Origin of the sequence: Sphingopyxis flava (assembly GCF_900168005.1) — a bacterium.
Lineage (GTDB): Bacteria > Pseudomonadota > Alphaproteobacteria > Sphingomonadales > Sphingomonadaceae > Sphingopyxis > Sphingopyxis flava.
The window spans coordinates 1-19,677 of the sequence record NZ_FUYP01000039.1 but is presented as its reverse complement, the minus strand read 5'-3'; the positions used below and the strand labels follow the sequence as shown (position 1 = coordinate 19,677).

Sequence of the window (19,677 nt, the reverse complement as noted above, 5' to 3'; positions counted from 1 at the left end):
TAATGAGTCATCGTGTAATTGTGGCTGCTTCCCTCGGACCTCGGTTGAGGCGCACACTTCTGGTTGTCGAATCCTGAAGGAAGGAAGCAGCCATGAAGCATTATGCCGGATTGGACCTGTCGATGGAAACCACGCAGGTCTGCATCGTTGACGAAAATGGCCGGAAGCTCGTGTCGGAGAAGGTCGAGAGTGCTCCGGAGGCTCTGGCCTCGATGCTCGAGCGACATGGCCCTATCGAGCGAGCGGTGATCGAAACAGGACGAATGTCGCCGGCGATCTGCCTTGGCCTGCGCGAACTGGGTGTCCCTGTGGTGTGCATCGATGCCCGCCAGGCACACCAAAGCCTCAAGGCCATGAAGGCGAACAAGACCGACCCTCACGATGCCGCCGGCCTCGCACAGTTGGCGCGCACCGGCTTCTACAAGGAGGTACACGTCAAATCCCCGGCGGCGCATGGCGTGCGCAGCGTGATAACCGCACGGAGCCATCTGGTCGAAGCGCGTGTCCGGCTCGACAACATGATCCGCGGTCTTTGCGCCACGTTCGGCTATCGCCCCGGTGTGGGCCAAGGAAAGGCATTCCTCGAAAGGATAATGCAGGCCGCGCACATCCCGGGCCTTGGCGACGCCATCACGTCTTTGCTGTCCGTGCGCGCGGCGTTGGTCGAGCAGATCAAGGAAATGGACCGGCGACTGCGCGTCATCGCCAGCCAATCGCAAGCCTGCGAAATCCTGATGAGCATACCGGGCGTCGGTGTGCAGACTTCCGCTGCCTTTGCTGCCGCCATCGATGAAGCCGGGCGCTTCCGACAATCGCGCAATGCTGGCGCCTACTTTGGCCTCGTACCCAGACGCCATCAGTCTGGCGAACTCGACTGGACGGGCAGGATCACCAAGCAAGGTGACGGAACGGTGCGCAAACTTCTCTACGAAGCCGCCAACTCGATCCTGACCCGGAGCAGGGAAACGTTCGCGCTGAAGACCTGGGCGATGAAAATCGCCAAGCGTCGAGGTCTGAAAAAGGCCCGCGTCGCCCTTGCCCGCCGCCTCGCAGTGATCATGCATGCCATGCTGCGCGACGGCACTTTGTTCCAAGCATGAGGTAGGGTAGAACCTGTTTGCCAGCGGTGAAGCGTCAAAGCTGATCCGAGGGCGGTGTCCCGCGAGGGAACGCAGGGACGAACGATCTGCGAAGGTTACCGGATAGGCCAACAAGCCCGCATCGAGTCAATGCAACGTTCGCCTCTGTGAGACCCGATACAGCACGACCAGGCTCCGGCTCGGTCAGTGCGGACAGATCCATGAAACCCTCAAGGGATCAACACCGCCTAGCTCTGCAATTACAGATCCGGACCCTAATGCGTTCTTTTCCGGGTTATCCAGCGGTGAGCGGGGTTCTCCTCAGGCTCGCTGTCCGCATCAGGGCCGATAGACGTGAAGAGCAGGACGCGCTGTGTTGGCATAGCGGTTGATCTCGCTATCAGGCGATTCGGTCGAGGAATCCCGGCATCGTGACTCGCTATAAGCTCGACCTACAGAAGGGGGTTCATGCATTGTCCTGCACGGTGACATTGGCGAGGCGGCCAGGGATCACGCCGTCCATGACTTCCCGGATTGAAATGCGATTACCCGCAACCCTGCGCAAAAGTCGCTCTCCAGACTTAGCCAAGGCAGGACGTCCATGCTGGAGAGCGAAATTGTCCCAGATCACGAGGTCGCCTTCCCGCCAGTGGTGGGTGTAGGTATCGGCCGGATCATATTGGTGTTGCATGACAAGATCGAAGAACGGAAGGCTTTCTCGTTCACCCAGTGTCCGGACATGACTGGTCATGCATTCCGAGTGCATCAAGACTTTCTCGCCGGTGCGCGGATGGCGGCGAAGCGCTGGGCTCGATGCGATGCTGAGCTGCTCGCGCGGAACATCATCAAAATGGGAGATCTGAAGACGTCGCGGCAGATCGGTGAATTCACCGCTGACGTCGACTGCCCAGCTTTGGCATTGAACCAGTTCCATCTCCTGGAGCCGAGCCTCCAATTCTGGCGGGAGCCGACGTGCCGCTGCAACGCTGTCGGTAAACATCGTCGGTTCGCCAATTTCGAGTTTCAGTGCGGCGAGCGATACGACCTGAATGGGGCCATGGCTCGAAAACAGATAATCGGAATGAAAGGGGAGCGCGGCACGGCCGGGAATGTAGGCATCCTTGCGAACCGTGCTGTTGATCGAAAAGAGCGCGTCGGTCGCCCCTTCGCGAACGGCCGGCTCGATGGCGTTAACCAGGGCGATGTGTGCATCGTTGCCGACATCGTTTCCACGCAACAGGATCAGCCGATGGAGGTCGAATAGGCGATTAAGCAGTTCGATATGCTCGGACGACAAGCCTTCACGCGGATTGAAGTCAAAAACTTCCACTCCGAACGGCGCATTCTCAATCGCTTCATAACGCATCCGCTATCTCCCGTGCCGATTTTTGTTTCATGACGGCCAAGCCGTGGCTGCTGGGGAAGAACGGTCGCAACTGCTCGATCTACTCATCAATCAGCCAATACCGGCCGCTCATTCCGGTCTGCTTGCAGAGCCTGATGCTTACATCAATCGGTCCCGACCTTGGCAAAAAGTTCGAGGGATGGGCGCGCTGTGGGGATCGCGCTTTGACCGCCATCGGCGGTGATAGCCTGGCCAGTTACCCATGCCGAATCATCGCTTGCTAGGAAAGTGGCCACCGCTGCAAGGTCTTCAGGTCTGCCGACCTTGGGCAAAAGGGCCACGCCGTCAAGATGTCTGATCGCCGTCTCTTCGCTGCCAAAGGCCGCCCGGATCGCCTCGGTCAGGGTCCAGCCGGGATGAAGTGTGTTTACTCGGATGTTGTCTTTACCGACCGCAACGGCAACAGATTGGCTTAGATTCTCGATGGCTGCCTTGGCCGCGCAATAGGCGTGAATGCCAGGTTCCGCGCGACCTTCACGCCCACCGACAGAGCCGGTGCTGATGATCGATCCCCCGCCGCCTTGGCGCATCGCGGGGATGGCGTGCTTCATGCCGAAAAAGACACTGCGCAGGCAGAGCGCAAAGGTACGGTCCCAGGCATCGGCGGTCACGTCCTCTAGCGGCCCCATGGATGCATCGGCCCCAAAGTTGTTAAATTGTATATCGAGTTGGCCAAATTCGCTCATCGCGAAATCGACCGCCCCCTTGATGTCGTCTTCCTCAAGGATATCGACTTTCCGGAAAGCCACCTTGCCGGGCCCCCCGTCTAGTTCGGATACCAGCGCCTGACCGGCATCGGCATTGATGTCGGCACAGATGACGGTCGCCCCTTCAACGGCAAAGCGGCGAACCGTGGCGCGACCTATGCCCGACGCTCCTGCGGTGACGATGGCTACCTTTCCAGCCAATCGGCCTTGCGAATTCGGCATGTGTTGTCCTTTCCCGTTGCGCCGATTTCCCTGCTCTGAACGGCAGCTTCCGGCGCGTGATCTTGTCGTCTGCGAAGGTGATCAGGCGAGTGCCTCTTCGAACAGGCTCGCCATCTGTGTCCATGATCGCCGGTCTGCCCGTGCATCGTAGCGAAGCATGTCAGGCTGCCCTTTCTCGGCGGCGTCGGGATTGGAAAAGCTGTGGACCACGCCGCCGTAGAGGGTCATTTCCCAGTCGACTCCCGCCTCGGTAAGGGGCCGAGCGAAGCTTTCCTGCACTTCAGGCGGGTTGCCCGGATCGTCCGCGCCAAGAAGCGCCATGATCCGCCCTTTGATGCCGCTTGCGCCACCGTCAAGCGATGGGAACTGAAGGCGGCTATGAATGCCGACCGCTGCCCTGATGTCGGCGCAGGCGGCAAGCTCGAACGCCATCGTGCCGCCGAAACAATAGCCTACGGCGGCGATCCGCGTTGTATCGACGCCAGGTTGCGCGCGCAAAGCGACAAGCGCGCTGGTCACGCGGCAGCGTAGCGCTGCAGCGTCGCTCGCTAGAGCCTCGACCGCGGGCGTCACGTCGGCAAGTCCAGGCAACTCCCGACGGTCTCCCCACAAATCGCAGGCGAGCGCTACATAGCCCAGTTCGTTCGCGATCCGCGCCGCCTTGCCCGTCGCGTGGCTGCTGAAACCAAAAGCCTCTGGGAAAACCAGCACGCCCGGAGCAATGCCCTCCTGCGAAGGACGATGAAGGCTGCCAACCATCGACAGGCCGCCTGCGTCGTAACGCAGATCCTGACCGGCCATCATGCCGCTTCTGCCAGGAATACGACGCCGTCATGCGCCATTCGTTCGATCTCTCGATCGTCGAACCCTACTTCGCGTAGCAAGGCGGCCGTGTGCTCGCCTCTTGCCGAAGGCACACCCGAACGATTGCCCCCGCGTGAAAAACGCACGCGCGGCTTTAGCATCCAGTAAGAGCCGTATGCCGGGTGCTCACCTTCCTCCAACATACCGTGTCGTGCCAGAAATTCCTCGAACAGGCCCGCGGCCTCGGCGGCGGGAACGCCGGCGGAAGCGAGACTCTTTTCCCAGTGACTTGCGTCACCGGCCTTAAAGATGCCTTCGAGAAAGCGAGTCAGGATCTCGTCGTTCGCCTTGCGCGCGGCAGGGGTGGCGAAGCGTTCGTCATCTACCCATTCGGGATGCCCGACCGCATCGGCCAGTCGCTCCCACTCGCCAGGCCGGATGACGTTGAGCAGCAGCCAGCCATCTCGCGTCTGATAATATCGCTGGAACGCGCTCAACCCCAGCTGTTCGTGATCGAGCATAGGCAATGGCTCGGCATCTTCCACGAGTGTAAGCCTCTCGCTGTAGATGTAGCCGCCGCTGGTCAGCATGGTTGTTTCCTGGCTCTGCCCGATACCGAAGCGCGCACGGGCCAGCAAGCCCATGGCCAATGCCACTCCGGCTCCCAACCCCGAGATCGGATCGGGATAGGAATCGTCGATTGGCACATTATCCTTGCCACCTTGCAGGATGCCGCCACCGTTAAGGGCGTTGGGGGTCGAATGAAACGCGGGGCGCATCCGCTCTGGGCCGTTTGAGCCATAGGAAGCCCCATAGTGATAGACGATCTGGGGGTTGATTGCGCGCACCGTGGCATAATCGACGCCGAGCCGTTCGGGCGCGCCGGGGCGGAAATTGTGCAGGATCGCGTCGGCCCGCGCGACCAACCGGCGGAACACTTCGGCCGAGGCGGGTTGCTTGAGATCCAGCGCGATGCTTTCCTTACCGCGAACGATGTGCACGAATTCCAGGCCCGAGGAGCGGAACGGATCGCCTGTAGGCGGTTCGATCTTGATAACGCGGGCACCCATTTCGGCCAGCGTCGTTGCGGCCAGCGGCGCCGCCAGGAAATAGGCTAGTTCGAGTATCGTTATCCCCTCGAGCGGAGGCCGCTGCGCCGCGTCGTGATCGGGCGCCGTCGGGCGCGGCTTGTCGTGCATCTCGCCGATGACCTCCTGGTGCTCGCCCAACGCCGGTGCACTCTGGCCAATGACGGAGGGTGTCCGGTCGAAGAGAACAAGCGGACCAAGCTGCTTTACGATCCCGTGTTGTGGATCGCTGATGCTGACGATGCGGCCGTTTTCGATCATTTGCGGGTGATCAAGAAATTCCTCGGGGTGCAGGAAGGGATCGGCACCGACATCGTATTGGGTGGTGAAAAGGTCCATCCATTCGGCCATCGTCCGGGTCAGCATGCGCGCGCGGATGAGGTCTTCCAGCGCGTCTGCGGCCTCGAAACTCTCGAGTTGCAGCGGCGCACCGCGAAACCGTTCGTCTTGATAGATATACATCAAGTCGAGCGCCTCCATCCAGTTACGAAAATGACGTGGCATACGCGCGCACATCTGGATGAAGCGGCCATCGGCGCATTCGGCGGTGAGGAAGGTATTGCGGATGCATCGGATCAGCAGGCTCGCCCCGCCGCCGCGATGCTGGACTGAGACGATCTTGTCGCCGTCACGCTCGTAGGCGAGCCGCATCGTGGCGGCGCTTGTCCCGTCTATCAGGCTGGTCGTCACCTCCTGCCCCAATTGGGTCTTTTCGCGCGCGATCAGCGCCGCACAAATGCCCTGCACCGCCAGAAAGGCGGCACCGCATTCGTTGATCGGTGCGCAGATGTAAGTTGGGCGGTTTTCGAAATGCGCCCCCGATAGCAGGTCGTTGCCGTTACACCGACCACTCTTGGCGATCACCACCGCCTCGCTCTGGTCGAGATATTCGAAACCGCTGATGAGGCCGAAGGACGAGATTGAGCAGTGGACCAGGCCGGGATTAGCCGTCGCCTGGGACTGATAGTCCAGCCCGAGGGATCGCGCTTCGCCCGGACGGAATCCCTCGATGACGATATCGGCGCTACGGATCATCGCCGCCGCCGCTTCTCGATTGGCATCGATCGCAAGGTCGAGCACCACGCTCTTCTTGCCTCGGTTCCACATCAGGAAGGCTGGCTTTTCGCGTGTCCAAGCTCCTTCAGGCGGCTCGACCTTGATAACCTCGGCCCCATTGTCGGCTAACAGCATGCCGGCCATCTCGGTCGCCATGCCGGCCCCGAATTCGATGACCCGAAGGCCGCTGAAAATTTGTTCAGTCATGCTGTGATGCTCCGATGGCGATGGAATTGGCTGCGCGCCGCGCGCAGGGGTGCTGGACTGGCGGCGGCTCACCTTGCAAGAACGGCAAAATCAGTTTTGACGGGGATGCGCGGTCATGGTGCAGGCGCAGGCGCCGTGGCGGATCGCGCCGCAGGCCATCCCATACGCCGCCGTCGGCGCCGGTGATGGCAAGGCGCAGGCATTCGCCGGCCCGGACTTGCACGGCTGTAGGCAGCATCCCGATCCGCAGCTTCGTCGGCCGGTCCGGCGTGAGCGGCTCTGTCCCATCATGGCGGCATGAGGCACGCATCATCCCTTCGGTCAGCGTACGCGATGCGCCGTCCGGCTCGACGACCTGCAGATACGCGAACACGTCGGCATCTGGCGCATCTGCGCAGAGCCAAAGGTCGAGCGTCGGGGCGCCGACGATTTCAGCATCTTCGGTAAAAGGCTGCGTGGTAAAGGTCGCAGCCCGCGCGTCGAAAGCGCGAAAATCAGCCTCGCCGCGATCCATGCTATAACGCGTCGCAAATGGCGCGGTCGTGACCGTCTGATCCACGACATAATCGGTATGCCCGGATCCCGGCCCCTCGCATAGCAGGCCCCCGCTCGACATCGCGAGTTCAGCGTAACCGTCGATGGTAGGCGGCCAGTGCGCGGCCTCGCGCCAGGCATGGTCTCCCGATGTCCGAAGCATGACGTAGCGGACAGCGGGTTCGGACGAGTAGCCGTCATCCTCACCCTTCAACCAGAAGTCGTACCAGCGACGCAGGGCCCCTGCGATGTCGAGGCCCGGCGTATCCAAACGCTCCTGCGCCTCATGGGTCCACGGCCCCATGACGAGGCGAGAAGGATTGGTGTCGCGCAGCATGGCATAAAGCTTCAGCGTCTCATCCGGGAACAGGTCGCGCCAGCTGCCCCAGTGGAAGACGGCGATTCCAGATGCGGCAATGGCTGGCCATGGCGATACCGCCGGCTCTTTTTGGCGCCGATCCTCGGCTTTGGGGGTTTCCGCTACTAACTCCTGCAGGGAAGCGCGTTGTGCCCGATGTTCCTCGACTGCGGCGGCCAGCATCATGCCGTCTTCGTCTTCGTCCACTGGAGCGGCGGGACGCTCGACGTTCAGCCGCTGCATGATAGTGTCGCGCCGGTCCCGAAAGCGGACGTTCTGGATGCCATTTATTTTCATCAACCCGCGGTTGCTGTTCGCCGTTACTTGCTGTGGCACTATGCAGCGCAGGCCTGGCGGGCGCGACATCGCCGCAGCGATCTGCGTTCCTGCTACGTAGGAGACGCCGTACATGCCGATCGCGCCATTGCACCATGGCCGCGCGTTCAACCATGTCGCAACCTCATGCAGATCGTCGCGGAACACCTTATCGGTCGGCGCGTCGGTTCCGTTCATAACGCCAAATGAAGCCCCACTGCCCCGCATGTCGAGCACGGCAATCACATAGCCGGCATGAAGCAGCGTGCGCAGCACCGGGATGCGCGCCAAGATCGTTTCGATCTGCCCGGATGCCGTGATCCGCGCCCTCTGATATTTGGTGGCGATCCAGATCACAGGACGTGGATCGTCATGGACAATGCCGCCTGCGGCGGGCCGAAGAATATCGATCGCAAGCCGAATACCATCACGCATGCCAAGGTAGCAAGACGTGCGCACATGGTCCGTCCTCAGGAATGCATGAGCGCTCATCGGTCCCAATTCATCTCCTCTCTCGCGCAGCAATATTCATTGCCGGTCGCCTCGCTCGCGAGGGCGCCTTGCTCCAAGCTATTTATACGTCGTAGTAAATATATGGCAACGCTGAAGTGACGACGCCCGCCCTGAGCGTCGATCGGTTTATCGCAACGCGGCAAAACCGCTTTGCTTGTAATCGGCCAGCAGCTTGCGTGCCCATGCCATGTCGTCAGCCATGACACGGGGTCGCATGCCTTCCAGATCGATGTCGTAGACCCGGGCCGCGTTGCCGCCCAGTATCTTGGCTTTGATCGTGGGCGTCAGCTTGGGGTAGCCGTATTGCTCGCACAGTTCCTCGGGGATCTGGAAACTGCGAAAAGCATTAATGAGAGGCTGTTGCGAGCCATACCAGATACTATCGCTGCCCCATACGACGTTGTCTTCACCAAAATATTTCAGCAACTTGCCCAAAACATGCGCGGCCTCCATCGGCCTGCGCAGCACGGCGAACCAGGTCGTGCCCAGTTCGGCGAACACGTTCTGGCTCGGGATTACACCAGCCTTGAGACACGAATGGATGAGACGGTTAATACCCTGATTTGCGGTTTCCTCGGTATAGGGACCTTCAGGTGCCGCGCCCCAGTGGACGAATTCGTAACCCGAGTGATAGACTAGGAACTGCAGGTCGGGAAACGCCTTTGCTGCAGGGCCGATGTCGCGCGGCGACCCGTTGTCGACCATGACACTGATGCCCTTGTGGGCGCAAATCCGTTTGACGCCGCATTTGCGCGCCTGCTCGAGGAACGGGTGGCCATATTCCTCATCGTCAAGCATCCAGCCCCGTTCGAACCCGTCGACACCCCAGCGGCCGGGGGTGTAAACCTTCCAGGCCGCTGGTTTGAATTCCTCGGCCCAGTACGGCATCGCGGCCAGTTCTTCCTTGAGGTCGGCGTGGACGACGCTGTGCTGAAGAAGCCGTCCAGAGCCTGCGAAACCATCGACTAGGGCGCGTGTCGCAGCCATCTCGTCGTTGAACAGGTGACGCGAATCGTCGAGGCCGTTGCCCGATGTTAGGATGGCTACGGCGACCTCTGACTCTAAGAAGACATTGGTGATGTAGGTCGCCAGATCGAACTTCACGATATCGTCCATTTCGCTCCACCATTGCGGCATGGTGGCGCGATAAAGGTCGTGCAGATGCTCTACAGGCGTCACGCGCTGGCAGTGCGGGGCCATGAAATGGGTCTGCACATCGAACACGAGCCCTTCGCCTGAAAAGGCGACGGCGGCAGTCAGGTCATCGACGATTGCATCGCGATCAACATCGAAGAAGCGATGGCCATACTCTTCATTGAGAGCGATCAGACCAGCAGCCGTTGCGCTCGCCTGGTGCAACTGCTGCGGACGCAGCCGATAGCGTTCGGCCAGATGCTGCTGCGTCTCAAGCGTGCGGGCGATGACCCTGTCGTCGGTCTTGGTCAGCGGTGCCGGCGTATACTCGTCACTGCTCAATTGCTGCAGGAAGTTCGGCAGGTCATTGTTCATGTTCGATCTCTCCTCAGGCCAGACCCCGCCTTACGGCGCCGGATCCGGATATTTACGCACCCGCCCCCTTCGGCAGGCCTGCCGGCTTGTCGCCACCTCCAGCCCTGCGAACGCGTGCCGCCGCGCCATATCACAGAAACGGCGTTCCGAACCCGACGCGACCACTGAAAACGGATTGGTTGGAGACAGGAAGGAACTCCGCGGTATGAAAAATCCTGACTTGCCCCTCTCTGCTACGCTCACGCACGACCCAGCGCAGTTCGGCGAAAACGTACCAGTCGCCGGTCACGATATTGGCGATGTCGAGTTCAAGGACATCGAATGTTTCTGCAAAGCGGACGAGATGAGCACGCAATGCGGGCGCCCCGGCAAGGCCGAGGAGGCATGCATCATCGCCATCAACCTGGTTGCGGATTGCACATTGCGGATCGTCACACATTGTGGCGAGCACTGCGTCGGGATCGCCTTGACGCAAACCTTCCATCAGGCGGCGAAACAACGCGAGGTTCGCCGCCTTGCTGCGCGGAACAGATGCGTCGCATACAGTTGACGCATCTTCGCCTACGCGCGCGGTGTAGCCGGGCAGCTCGGGATAGCGGCTCCACCCCATCTCTCCCTGGATGCCGTCCCCCTTGTCAGGCGCGGTCTGGAAAAATGTGATCGAATGCCCCTCGACCTTTTCGCCGGTCAGAAGGTCGTTATAATGCTCTACCCCTTCAAAGAAAACGTACCATGGTTTGCGTAGTTCGACGAAGGCTTCCCATCTGATGTGATTGCGCACCGAATAGTTCAGCCGGTAATGCTCTTCGGCATCGGCCAATGTCGTTCCCGGTGGGATGGTCATCTCACCGTTTGGGCCGGGCATCGGCATTGCGTAAGTGATCTCGCCGTCACCGCCGCTCAGCGTCGCCATGATCGCTTTAATGTCTGACAGCTTCTCGGTATCAGCATGCCGCCAGACCCGCGCCGCCGCCGCTTTGGACAGTTCGCCTTCACGCCTTATCAGATCGAAGTCCATGCTTCGAAATCCTCTCGCTTGACCGGCCGGTTTTCCGGCGCTCGTACGTATCGTTACTTCCCGACCTTGCATATATCAGACCGATTATTCGAGAATGATAGGCGCATGGCAGGGAGGCCGGGCGGCACGTAAAAAGCACCTCCCGGCCCCTTGGTATTGATCAGGCCTCTTCAAACTGCCCCACGTCCCAGGTACGGACGCCGAGCTTGCCATGCTGGCGAGCGACATCGCCCGCGGTTACAACGTGACCCCAACGTTCCGAAGGCGGGATGCCGCGGTTCTTGCCGACCGGCGACATATCGACATCGCGCCCCGCATTACGCAGCGCACCGACAGTCACGTTCTCGCGACCGAGAATTTCGATCGGATCGAACTGCAGCGCCTTAGCGGCATTCTGGTGCGTAATCTTATCGATCTGCGCGTCGGTAAGGTTGGCCTTCTCCGCGTCCCGCAGCAGGCATTCCGGACCGATCGGCCAAGTAACGTCAGCATGCGGATAATCGGTTTCGTAGCAGAGCCGGTCTTCACCAATCATCTCGATGTTCTGCATCGCGAACACGTCTTCGATGAAGCAGCAGTAGAAACGCTCACGGAAGATTTCGGTAGGCGATTTGGTGAACCGCTCGCGCTGACCGGTCCACGGGCCGTGCCGGTCGAGAACGAGTTCGGCTCGCTCCAGTATGTACGGAATCCAGCCCGCATCGCCTTCCGACAACAGTATGTTGAGGTTCGAATATTCGCGCATCATGTCGGACCACAACCATTCGCTGAGTGCCGTCATCGAACTAAGGCCGCGTTTGGTCAACATCGTCTCGACCGGCGAGTCAGGCGCGATGTATTCCGAGCCGCCGCCGCCGCCGCAGTGCATATTGAGCAGCATGCCCTCGTCCTCAATTGCATCCCAAAACGGCTTCCAGCCCTTGTCGTGGATGTTGGGCAGGCCGACCGTCACCGGATTGGCTGGGAAAGTGATGTTGCGTACACCAAGCTTCGCCACGCGGCGCACTTCCTCGGCGGCAAGCTTCGGGCTCCATAGCGGCACGCCGCACATCGGGATCAGCCGGCCCGGGCCTTCAGCAGCCCATTCGTGAATATGCCAGTCGTTATAGGCGCGTACCAGCGCGAGCCCAAGTTCTCGGTCGTCCTTCGTGTCCTTGGTGAAAAGTTCGAGTGCGAACCCTGGGAACGTCGGAAAATTGAGACTGGCCGCAAGGCCGTTGACGTTCATGTCGCCGATACGCGCCTTGACGTCATAGCATCCTGCACGAATCTGATCATAAGCCGTAGGTTCCCAGCCCAATTCCTCCGCCGGACGTCCGACTACCGAGTTCATTTGACTGTTCATGATCGTTTGACCATTGAAATGCCAGTCATCCTTTTCAGTCTCGTCGTTACGAACGACGCGCGGCGCACGATCTTTGTATTTGTCAGCAAGATGATGCTTAAATATCGACGGCGGTTCAACGATATGATCGTCGACGCTGATCATCACCATGTCTTCCAAACGCATCACCGATTCTCCTAAAAATGCGGCCCTGTAGCCTGATTCAGTAAATATCCTATACCGTAAAATAAAATGGCTGTCCAGCCGCTAATTGAGCTCCGCAGCCGCTCTGGTTTGCGCAGCATGAACTGCAAAAAAGCTGTCTGAAGCTGCGATCGGGATTGCCACGGCAGCAGGTGTGGTAGCCGCGGAGGGTGGGCATTGTCCGCGAAAATTGGGCATCGCCCTACGCCCACGAATTCAGCTTGGAAGAATCCGGAACTGCGGGAGGCTGATCGTGTCGTCGATGTCGTCAAAGACGACCTCGACCGGGAGGTCCGCCCGCAAATCCTCGAACCGTGCATCAATGATGTTGCTATATATCATCGGGCCTTCGTCCAGCCTGATCAGCGCTACATTATAGGGGAGCTTGTCGGCAAACCAGGGAATGTAGCCCTTGTGCATCTCTATCCAGCCCCAGAGCACCCCGCGTCCGCTCGCGTCGATCCATTCAAGGTTCGTCGATGTGCATCGGGTGCAACGTTCATAGATGGGGAACCAGACCAGTCCGCAATCACGACAGCGCGGCAGGCGCAGACGATGTTCGCGGCAGCCTGCCCAGAACGGCGCATTGACCACGGTGAGTTGCGGCAACGGACGGGATGGAGCCACAGTGCGGCCTCCTTCGTTATCCATCGCGCGAAAACAGAGCCATATTGCTCTGCCCTGCAAGACAGGTGTAGAGCGCATGCTTGCAATCGGCCACCTGCCGATCGCCGCATTCGCCGCGAACCTGCCTAACGGCTTCGGCAAGATTGTTCCAGCCCATCATGTAAACCTCGCTCATCATGCCGCCTGCTGTGTTCGTTGGCAGTTCACCGCCAAGTTCGATCCGGCCGTCCTGAACCCAGTCCAACGCCTCCCCCGGCGCGCAGAAGCCAGCACCCTCGAGTGACCAGAGTACATCGCAAGTGAAGTTGTCGTAGACCTGCAGACAGTCAATATCGGCAAGTTCTATTCCGGCTTCGGCCTTTACCTCGCCGATCATCCTTTGCGCGAACGCATAGTAACGCTCGCCTGGTCCTTCGGCGGGAACATAGGTCTCGTTTAATGTGAGATGGTTGGCAAAAGCCGACAGGTGGACGGGGGGGCAGCGCAAATCGCGCGCGCGGTCCTTTCTTGTCAGGATCAGGCACACGGCACCGTCACTGACGAGGCAGTAATCATTTCGCCGCAATGGTCGCGCGACGTATGGCCCGGCAAGATAATCGTCCACGCTCATTGGCGCTCGCATCGTCGCCACCGGGTTCTTCGCCGCATGCTTGCGGAACGCGATAGGGACTGCCGCCTGCAGCGGTTCGTGGCGCCCCAGATACCCGAACTTGTCGAGGTATCGGGAATAAAGCATAGCATACTGCGCGCCTGGTGAGGCAAGGCCGAATACGCTGTCGTAGAGCTCGCTGACGCCGCGATCGAACTTGACGTTCCGCGATCGCGGCGTCGCTGCGTAGACGCAGGCGATCGCATTCGCCTGCCCGGTCGCAAGCGCAGCAGCCGCCTGCGCGATCAGCGGAGCAGCGACCCGCCCGCTCTGCACATTTGACGATAGATACCGGATCGTGCGCATCCCCGCACGATAGGCGAAATCGGCATATTGCGCGGGCGTGTCGGTGACGCCCGACAGGATAAGGCCGTCTATGTCCGCAAGTGCCAGTCCGGCATCTTGCGCCGCCAGCTTCAATGCGTCGAGGCCAAGTGCGATCGCGGTGCGATCCGGATCGGGCGAGCGGTAAAGCTGCCCATAGTCCGAATTACCCACGCCGACGACAGCGGCCCTGCCATTGATTTCCGCCATCTCAGGCCCGCCATGCCTGCGGAACGGGAAGGCGGTCGAGAATGGAATTGCCCCACATCAGCGGCATGCCAAGGCGGCTTTCAACGGTGTTGAGCTCGATAAGACCGCCGCTGCGCAAGCGCAGGTAGCACGTTTGCGCGGCCGCCAGCACGTCGTCAAGCGGCGCAGAAGCCAACTCCGCGTGACTGCCGGGCACCCCGTGCAACGGGGCCAGCACCAGTTGCGCGCCACAATCAAGAAGCCAGTTTGCCGCTTGAATAAACTCTTCGCACCAATAAGCAGTGTGGCTAAGCCCGGGGCGCTGCCGCAACAGGCGCGCCTGGGGACCATATGCATTGCGGGGGCAGATCAGTTCGACCGAACCGCGCCCGGCGGCAAGCTCTACGTAAACGACATCCAGCTGCTCGCGCACGATGTCGCCGGTGGCTGCGTCATAAGTATCGAAATCGAAGTTCGCCGCATCGGAAAATCCAACCGCGCCCAGCATCCGGTATTCGAGAATCGCCTGCTCGAGATCGGCGACGACAGCCCCGACATGCCATGGTTCCAAGCGGAAGGGCGGCTCCATCGATGCCTTGCCCTCGCCATCATTTGACGAGATAGGCGCCCTCCTGTTAGCCGCTGTCGATGCAAGATCCTGGCTCACCGTCTACGCCTCTCCGCCTGATCAGCGGCTGATCGCGCCGCGCACATAACTATACGGTGTAGTATGTATTCAGCTCGGATCTGGGTCAACTTTTGTTTCAGGCAGCTTCGGACGAGACTGGCGCCCGTGCGGGATCAAATCAAAACGGGCGACAGTCGAAAACACTGTGCGACACGCGCAAAGCCTGTCGTCAGGGAGTCCGTTCGCTACGCACCGTTTACGCCTTTATCGCCTTATCTGGTTTTGGTGCGGGCTTACTGCGCTTACGCGGGGCCTTCTTTTCTCCCGGCTCGGCATCGGCTTGCTCACCGACAAGAATTCCGTCAAGGAACAGGTCGACGGTGGCGTTGACCCACATGTCCCGGTTCCGGTCGAGCCCGTCTCGCGGCACCATTAGAACGCGGATACCACCTGAGGCCATTGCGACGAACTGGAACGCCGCGAGTTCGGCTTCCACCTTGCGGAAAATGCCAGCCTCGGTCATGCGCGTTATGTAATCAGCCAATGGCCGCATCATCGCCCGCCGCTGCTTATAGATCGAATAAGCAAGATCGGGGAAATTGTTGGCCTCGCCAATTATAATGCGAGTGATGGCAATCACCCGTTCGGAAGCCGGATCGTCGTAACTGGCCATCGCGAAAGATTTCAGCACCTCGCGCGGACTACCCCGCTCCTTTGCGATGCGTACGAAATCGTTCTGAAATTGTTCGTTGATCCGTGTCACCACCGCGCGGAACAGGTTTTCTTTCTGAGGGAAATGACGATAAATCGTCATCTTGCTGATCTTTGATCGCGCCGAAATACCCTCGATGCTGGTAGCGGCATATCCACGCGCCAGAAATTCCGTCGTCGCGATCTCCAAAAGATCGGCGTGAAGCCGGACCGCGTCTTCCTTACTGGGCCTGCCCCGTGTGCGGGGCACCGACACGGTGGGCGCATTCCTACCGGTTTTGTTGCTTGAGGGTTTTGGCATTCGGCTTACTGATACCACATAGCTGCTGGTGCACAAACTGATTCGGCGATGACGCGACGTGCGTAAATTTTCAAGCCAGGACCGGTTTGACTCACGTTATCCGATCCAGCCTGCGTCAGTGTCGGGCAGCGTGGCGCTATGTCCTGTCATTTGCCTTGGCTTTTCGACCTGCCTTGGTGATTGCGGGATGCATCCCGGTTCAGGGCCAGTGCAGATAAGAGAGGTAATGCTATGAGCTCGTTAAGAAATTCGAAAACCATTGAGCCGCGGATCGCCCTGAAAACGCCCGACGAGATGACGCCAAATGAGCGTGCAGCTTACGAGGCAGATCCGATAGCCCAGATCAATATCGGGCGGCTGCTCTCCTTGGCCGAGACACTCTGGCCGAAGATGCAGGAAACCAACATTGCAATGGTGACGCAGATCACCGTTCCGCCGGTGGAGCGCGAATTAGCCACGCTGGCGACCATCTATCTGGAACGAGGCGCCTATCAGATAATGCAGCACAACGAAGTCGCGAAGATGATGGGAATTTCGCTTGCAAAGGTGGAGGCTATCGCTGCTGAACGCTATGGCGATCCAGTTTTCACTGATAGGGAGCGCGCTCTTCTGGCGTTCACGCGACAAGTGGTACGGGCCGTCCGCGTAGACGATCAGACCTTTGCTGCCTTGGCGCAATATTATGATCGACGTCAGCTCGTCGAGCTGACGTTCGTGATCGGCAATTACATGATGTTGGCCCGCATGACAGAAATGGCCGAGCTTGAAATCGATGGGACGCTCGGCGCGACCTTGTGGCATGGCAAATTGCATAATCAATGATCCTCCATGATCACATTCCTGATTAGGCTGCTGGCAGCTGGGGCAATCGCCGCTCCTCGATTGCTGCGCAGCAAAAATACGCATACATCCAATTCCCAGAGTACGATAAAAATCGTAAAAAGGGAGAATGGGGATGCTTTACTGGACTAATCGTTCAACCGTGGTTTCGCTTGCCGCCATGAGCGTTGCGCTCGTGGCGGCCCCTGCATGGGCGCAGGACGAAGAAACGCAGACCGCAAATACCCGTGCAAGCCACAGCGAACTGGGCGAAATCCTTGTTACTGCGCGCAAGACCGGGGAAGCGGCACAATCGCTACCCATCTCGGTTGCGGCTTTCACCAGCGAGGAGCTTGAGAACAAGGTCGTGAAAAGCGCGCAGGATCTGCAGGCAATCACGCCGGGCCTGACCGTTTCGAACCGCGCGACAGGCGGCGTACCGGTCTTTGCGATCCGCGGGACAGCAACAGAGCTTGGTGTCGATGGCGGTGTTGCCATCTACTACAACGACGTGCCACTAATCTCGACCATCGGGATCATGAACTCTTTCTACGATGTGTCGACCATCGAAATTCTCAAAGGACCGCAGGGCACCCAGTTCGGCACCAATACGACCGGTGGCACGATTTCCGTTCGCACTAACCTGCCAACCGATCGGTTTGAAGGCTACGCGCTGGCCGGGATCGGCAATTTCGATCGCCGTGAATTCGAAGCGATGATCAATATTCCGGTGAACGATGTCGCGGGCTTTCGCTTTGCCGGAAACTACGTCAAGCGAGACGGTTATTCGAAAAACCTTGCGGCCGGCAGCGGAAACCCCAAGACCTATCAGGACGAAAACCACTATTCGTTCCGGGGCACATTTGCGATCGATACCGGGCCGCTGCAGAACTATCTGATCGCCGATTACTACAATCGCGACGAAGCGCCCTTTGCGCAAACGCCTGTCAAGTTCGCGCCGAGTGGCTACGGCGTCCTTCTGCCGGATCTTTTCCCGTCAGCCAGGCTAGGAACCTACAATACGCTGTATCAAGGTGAGAACCCGTCTGGCGTGCAGGCCGAACGTTTCGGGAAGGCGGATTTGTATGGAATACAGAATCGCACCAATTTTGAGCTTTCGGATAACTTCTCGCTTCGCAACGTCATCGGCTTTCGTCACGACCATACCACCACGTCGGAAGACAATTCGGGCGTCAGTCCCATCGTCGTCGACGTTTGGCGTGATGATAAGGTTTCGCAATGGACCAACGACCTTACTCTTCGATACGAAAACAAGGATATAGGCCTGCGTGCCAGCATCGGCGGTTATTATTCGTTCCTTCGCCAGGAGACAGGGCTGACGGCGAACGTACTCCAAGGCCTATATGCCTACTTCGGGCTCCCGGCCGATCCTAATGCGGTCATCAGCACCAATAACTTTGAAGTCAGGGAATTGCGTTCGCGCGCCGTCTACGTTAACGCCGATTACGACGTGACCGACACGATCAATGTCCAGGGCGGCTTCCGCTACAACTGGGACAGTGCGAATTCCGTCGTAACCGCCGGCAGCAACCTTGCCAATCCCGCTACGCCTTTCGGCACCCTTCCCATTTTTGGCGGACCGTTCACCCCGACCCCTGATCGGCCCTGTGACGCGTCCAGACTCATCGGCTACGATAATTTCAACCCGGCAGCATGCGTCGCATCGCGCGAGGTTTCGTTCAGGTCGCCAAGTTGGATGTTTGGCGTGACTAATAAATTTAGCGATCGGGTGATGGGCTACGCCAAGATCAGCCACGGCTATCTTGCAGGCGGAACGAATTTCACTCTGCGCGATGTCGGCTACACGACTTACAAGCCGGAAAAAAACACGATGATGGAAATCGGCATGAAGGCCGACTGGCGACTGGCCGATAGGCCGATTCGCACCAACATCGCGCTCTATCGAGCCAAGATCACCGGCAAGCAGGTCTATACCAACGCAAACTATAACGACCCAGCCGGGAGCACCGGTTTCGGCGTGATCAACGCCGCCAAGCAAAGCGTCTATGGCCTTGACCTCGAAGTGCGCTATTCACCTGTCGAAAATCTCACGCTCGATGTTGGATACAACTATGTGAAGGCAAAGTTCGACGAATTCGTCTTTCCCGGCCTTGGCGGTGACGCCAATGGTCAACCCAATGGCCAAGCCGGTGATGCGTTCGTTCCTGCTTTCGTTCTGAGCGGGGCAACACCGGCTCAGACGCCAAAACACCAGCTGAACCTTGCGGCGACTTATGACTGGCCGCTGAACTCTGAATTGGGCGAAATTTCGACGACGATTTCCGGTTACTATACAAGCCAAATCACCCAAGCGAATAGGCTCAGCGATTTCGATCGTGCCGCTGGCGGCGAACTTAACATCATCGACGGCTACTTCTTGCTAAACGGTTCGTTGAACTGGGACAAAGTCATGGGATCGCCAGTGAGCGTTCGGTTCTGGGCGCGCAACATCCTTAACAAACACTATGCAACCGCGTCCCAGATTCAGTTCCAAACATTTGGTTACGGCGCCCAGACCTTCGGCGCACCGCAAACTTTTGGCGCGACAGTGAAAGTCGACTTCTGATTCGAGGAGTGTCGCCTGACAATCTCTTTCGATTGTTGGCTGCTGGCGCCGCGCTATGACTTGGTGGCGACCCATATATGGCCAGAGCTGTCGGCTCAGCATGCCATGCGTTTCGGGCGTGCCGCTACGCTTGAGGAGATAGGTGCTGGAAACTTTGAGCGCTTTGCTGAAGATGCCGGGTTGGCGCTGCCGTACGGTGGCGCTATCTACCCACCTCCATGAAGTCATTTCAGGGGGGCGTCATCGTCCTAGGGCTTGCGGACGACACTTGCCTCTTTGAACTCCCGGCAGTCTCGGCACATACAGTTATCTTGCTGATATAAAAGGAAGCGTCTGATAATATGTCTTATGTTAAATCGCAGTGGACGCGAAACCGGCCTAGAATGCGTGCCTCGCGTCACGGTAGCTAGTCATCTGGAACTGAAGTAAGCATCATTGTATATGCTCTCATCGGACATTTGGGAGCGTTTCATGATGGCGGGTAGACAGGCGGATTTGG

General features: G+C 59.1%; 15 protein-coding genes. 3 read left to right on the top strand and 12 right to left on the bottom strand.

All coding sequences use genetic code 11. The annotated features are described in order from the left end of the window. Positions 1-92: 92 nt before the first annotated feature. A complete protein-coding gene (locus B5X69_RS18530; RefSeq protein ID WP_079640038.1) occupies positions 93-1,100 on the top strand; it encodes an IS110 family RNA-guided transposase in 1,008 nt (335 codons plus the stop codon). Between the two features lie 445 nt (positions 1,101-1,545). Here B5X69_RS18530 and B5X69_RS18525 read toward each other — a convergent pair whose 3' ends face one another. The 12 genes from B5X69_RS18525 to B5X69_RS18470 all read right to left on the bottom strand — a co-directional run bounded on the left by B5X69_RS18525 (position 1,546) and on the right by B5X69_RS18470 (position 15,727). Beyond that, positions 1,546-2,445: a TauD/TfdA dioxygenase family protein gene (locus B5X69_RS18525; RefSeq protein ID WP_079640037.1), complete on the bottom strand. Its 900-nt coding sequence runs from the start codon at positions 2,443-2,445 to the stop codon at positions 1,546-1,548. 143 nt (positions 2,446-2,588) lie between these two features. Continuing rightward, positions 2,589-3,413, bottom strand: a complete 825-nt coding sequence (locus B5X69_RS18520; protein ID WP_079640036.1) for an SDR family NAD(P)-dependent oxidoreductase — start codon at positions 3,411-3,413, stop codon at positions 2,589-2,591. Between the two features lie 81 nt (positions 3,414-3,494). Beyond that, a complete protein-coding gene (locus B5X69_RS18515; RefSeq protein ID WP_176141681.1) occupies positions 3,495-4,214 on the bottom strand; it encodes a dienelactone hydrolase family protein in 720 nt (239 codons plus the stop codon). Then, entirely contained in the window at positions 4,214-6,568 is a 2,355-nt protein-coding gene (locus tag B5X69_RS18510; RefSeq protein ID WP_079640034.1) for a CaiB/BaiF CoA transferase family protein, read from the bottom strand. The genes B5X69_RS18515 and B5X69_RS18510 overlap by 1 nt, the downstream gene beginning before the upstream one ends. Then, the gene (locus B5X69_RS18505) at positions 6,561-8,267 is read right to left on the bottom strand and encodes a CocE/NonD family hydrolase (protein WP_079640033.1); all 1,707 of its coding nucleotides are present in this window, start codon (positions 8,265-8,267) and stop codon (positions 6,561-6,563) included. Before B5X69_RS18505 ends, B5X69_RS18510 begins: the two co-directional genes overlap by 8 nt. Before the next feature lie 147 nt (positions 8,268-8,414). Further along, the gene (locus B5X69_RS18500) at positions 8,415-9,797 is read right to left on the bottom strand and encodes an amidohydrolase family protein (RefSeq protein WP_079640032.1); all 1,383 of its coding nucleotides are present in this window, start codon (positions 9,795-9,797) and stop codon (positions 8,415-8,417) included. 130 nt (positions 9,798-9,927) lie between these two features. Then, positions 9,928-10,815 (bottom strand): nuclear transport factor 2 family protein, encoded by an 888-nt coding sequence (locus B5X69_RS18495; RefSeq protein WP_079640031.1) that lies wholly within the window; start codon positions 10,813-10,815, stop codon positions 9,928-9,930. Between the two features lie 160 nt (positions 10,816-10,975). Continuing rightward, positions 10,976-12,325 carry an amidohydrolase family protein gene (locus B5X69_RS18490; protein ID WP_079640030.1) on the bottom strand — a complete coding sequence of 450 codons (1,350 nt, stop codon included), beginning with the start codon at positions 12,323-12,325 and terminating at the stop codon, positions 10,976-10,978. Between the two features lie 234 nt (positions 12,326-12,559). Next, a complete protein-coding gene (locus tag B5X69_RS18485; protein ID WP_176141680.1) occupies positions 12,560-12,970 on the bottom strand; it encodes a Zn-ribbon domain-containing OB-fold protein in 411 nt (136 codons plus the stop codon). A 16-nt stretch (positions 12,971-12,986) separates the two neighbouring features. After that, on the bottom strand, positions 12,987-14,153 hold the full coding sequence (locus tag B5X69_RS18480; protein ID WP_079640028.1) for a thiolase family protein: 1,167 nt from the start codon (positions 14,151-14,153) through the stop codon (positions 12,987-12,989). Position 14,154: 1 nt separating this feature from the next. Next, positions 14,155-14,799: a VOC family protein gene (locus B5X69_RS18475; RefSeq protein ID WP_139375868.1), complete on the bottom strand. Its 645-nt coding sequence runs from the start codon at positions 14,797-14,799 to the stop codon at positions 14,155-14,157. Positions 14,800-15,016: 217 nt separating this feature from the next. Continuing rightward, on the bottom strand, positions 15,017-15,727 hold the full coding sequence (locus B5X69_RS18470) for a TetR/AcrR family transcriptional regulator (protein WP_176141679.1): 711 nt from the start codon (positions 15,725-15,727) through the stop codon (positions 15,017-15,019). A 276-nt stretch (positions 15,728-16,003) separates the two neighbouring features. Between B5X69_RS18470 and B5X69_RS18465 the strand changes: the two genes are divergently transcribed. Both B5X69_RS18465 and B5X69_RS18460 read left to right on the top strand, forming a co-directional pair. Then, positions 16,004-16,594 (top strand): carboxymuconolactone decarboxylase family protein, encoded by a 591-nt coding sequence (locus B5X69_RS18465; RefSeq protein ID WP_079640025.1) that lies wholly within the window; start codon positions 16,004-16,006, stop codon positions 16,592-16,594. Positions 16,595-16,727: 133 nt separating this feature from the next. After that, the gene (locus B5X69_RS18460) at positions 16,728-19,178 is read left to right on the top strand and encodes a TonB-dependent receptor (protein WP_176141678.1); all 2,451 of its coding nucleotides are present in this window, start codon (positions 16,728-16,730) and stop codon (positions 19,176-19,178) included. Positions 19,179-19,677 lie beyond the last annotated feature (499 nt).

Coding starts and splice junctions, on each gene's coding strand:
- B5X69_RS18530 (WP_079640038.1), top strand. CDS start 93: ATGAAGCATTATGCCGGATTGGACCTGTCGATGGAAACCACGCAGGTC.
- B5X69_RS18525 (WP_079640037.1), bottom strand. CDS start 2,445: ATGCGTTATGAAGCGATTGAGAATGCGCCGTTCGGAGTGGAAGTTTTT.
- B5X69_RS18520 (WP_079640036.1), bottom strand. CDS start 3,413: ATGCCGAATTCGCAAGGCCGATTGGCTGGAAAGGTAGCCATCGTCACC.
- B5X69_RS18515 (WP_176141681.1), bottom strand. CDS start 4,214: ATGGCCGGTCAGGATCTGCGTTACGACGCAGGCGGCCTGTCGATGGTT.
- B5X69_RS18510 (WP_079640034.1), bottom strand. CDS start 6,568: ATGACTGAACAAATTTTCAGCGGCCTTCGGGTCATCGAATTCGGGGCC.
- B5X69_RS18505 (WP_079640033.1), bottom strand. CDS start 8,267: ATGAGCGCTCATGCATTCCTGAGGACGGACCATGTGCGCACGTCTTGC.
- B5X69_RS18500 (WP_079640032.1), bottom strand. CDS start 9,797: ATGAACAATGACCTGCCGAACTTCCTGCAGCAATTGAGCAGTGACGAG.
- B5X69_RS18495 (WP_079640031.1), bottom strand. CDS start 10,815: ATGGACTTCGATCTGATAAGGCGTGAAGGCGAACTGTCCAAAGCGGCG.
- B5X69_RS18490 (WP_079640030.1), bottom strand. CDS start 12,325: ATGCGTTTGGAAGACATGGTGATGATCAGCGTCGACGATCATATCGTT.
- B5X69_RS18480 (WP_079640028.1), bottom strand. CDS start 14,153: ATGGCGGAAATCAATGGCAGGGCCGCTGTCGTCGGCGTGGGTAATTCG.
- B5X69_RS18465 (WP_079640025.1), top strand. CDS start 16,004: ATGAGCTCGTTAAGAAATTCGAAAACCATTGAGCCGCGGATCGCCCTG.
- B5X69_RS18460 (WP_176141678.1), top strand. CDS start 16,728: ATGCTTTACTGGACTAATCGTTCAACCGTGGTTTCGCTTGCCGCCATG.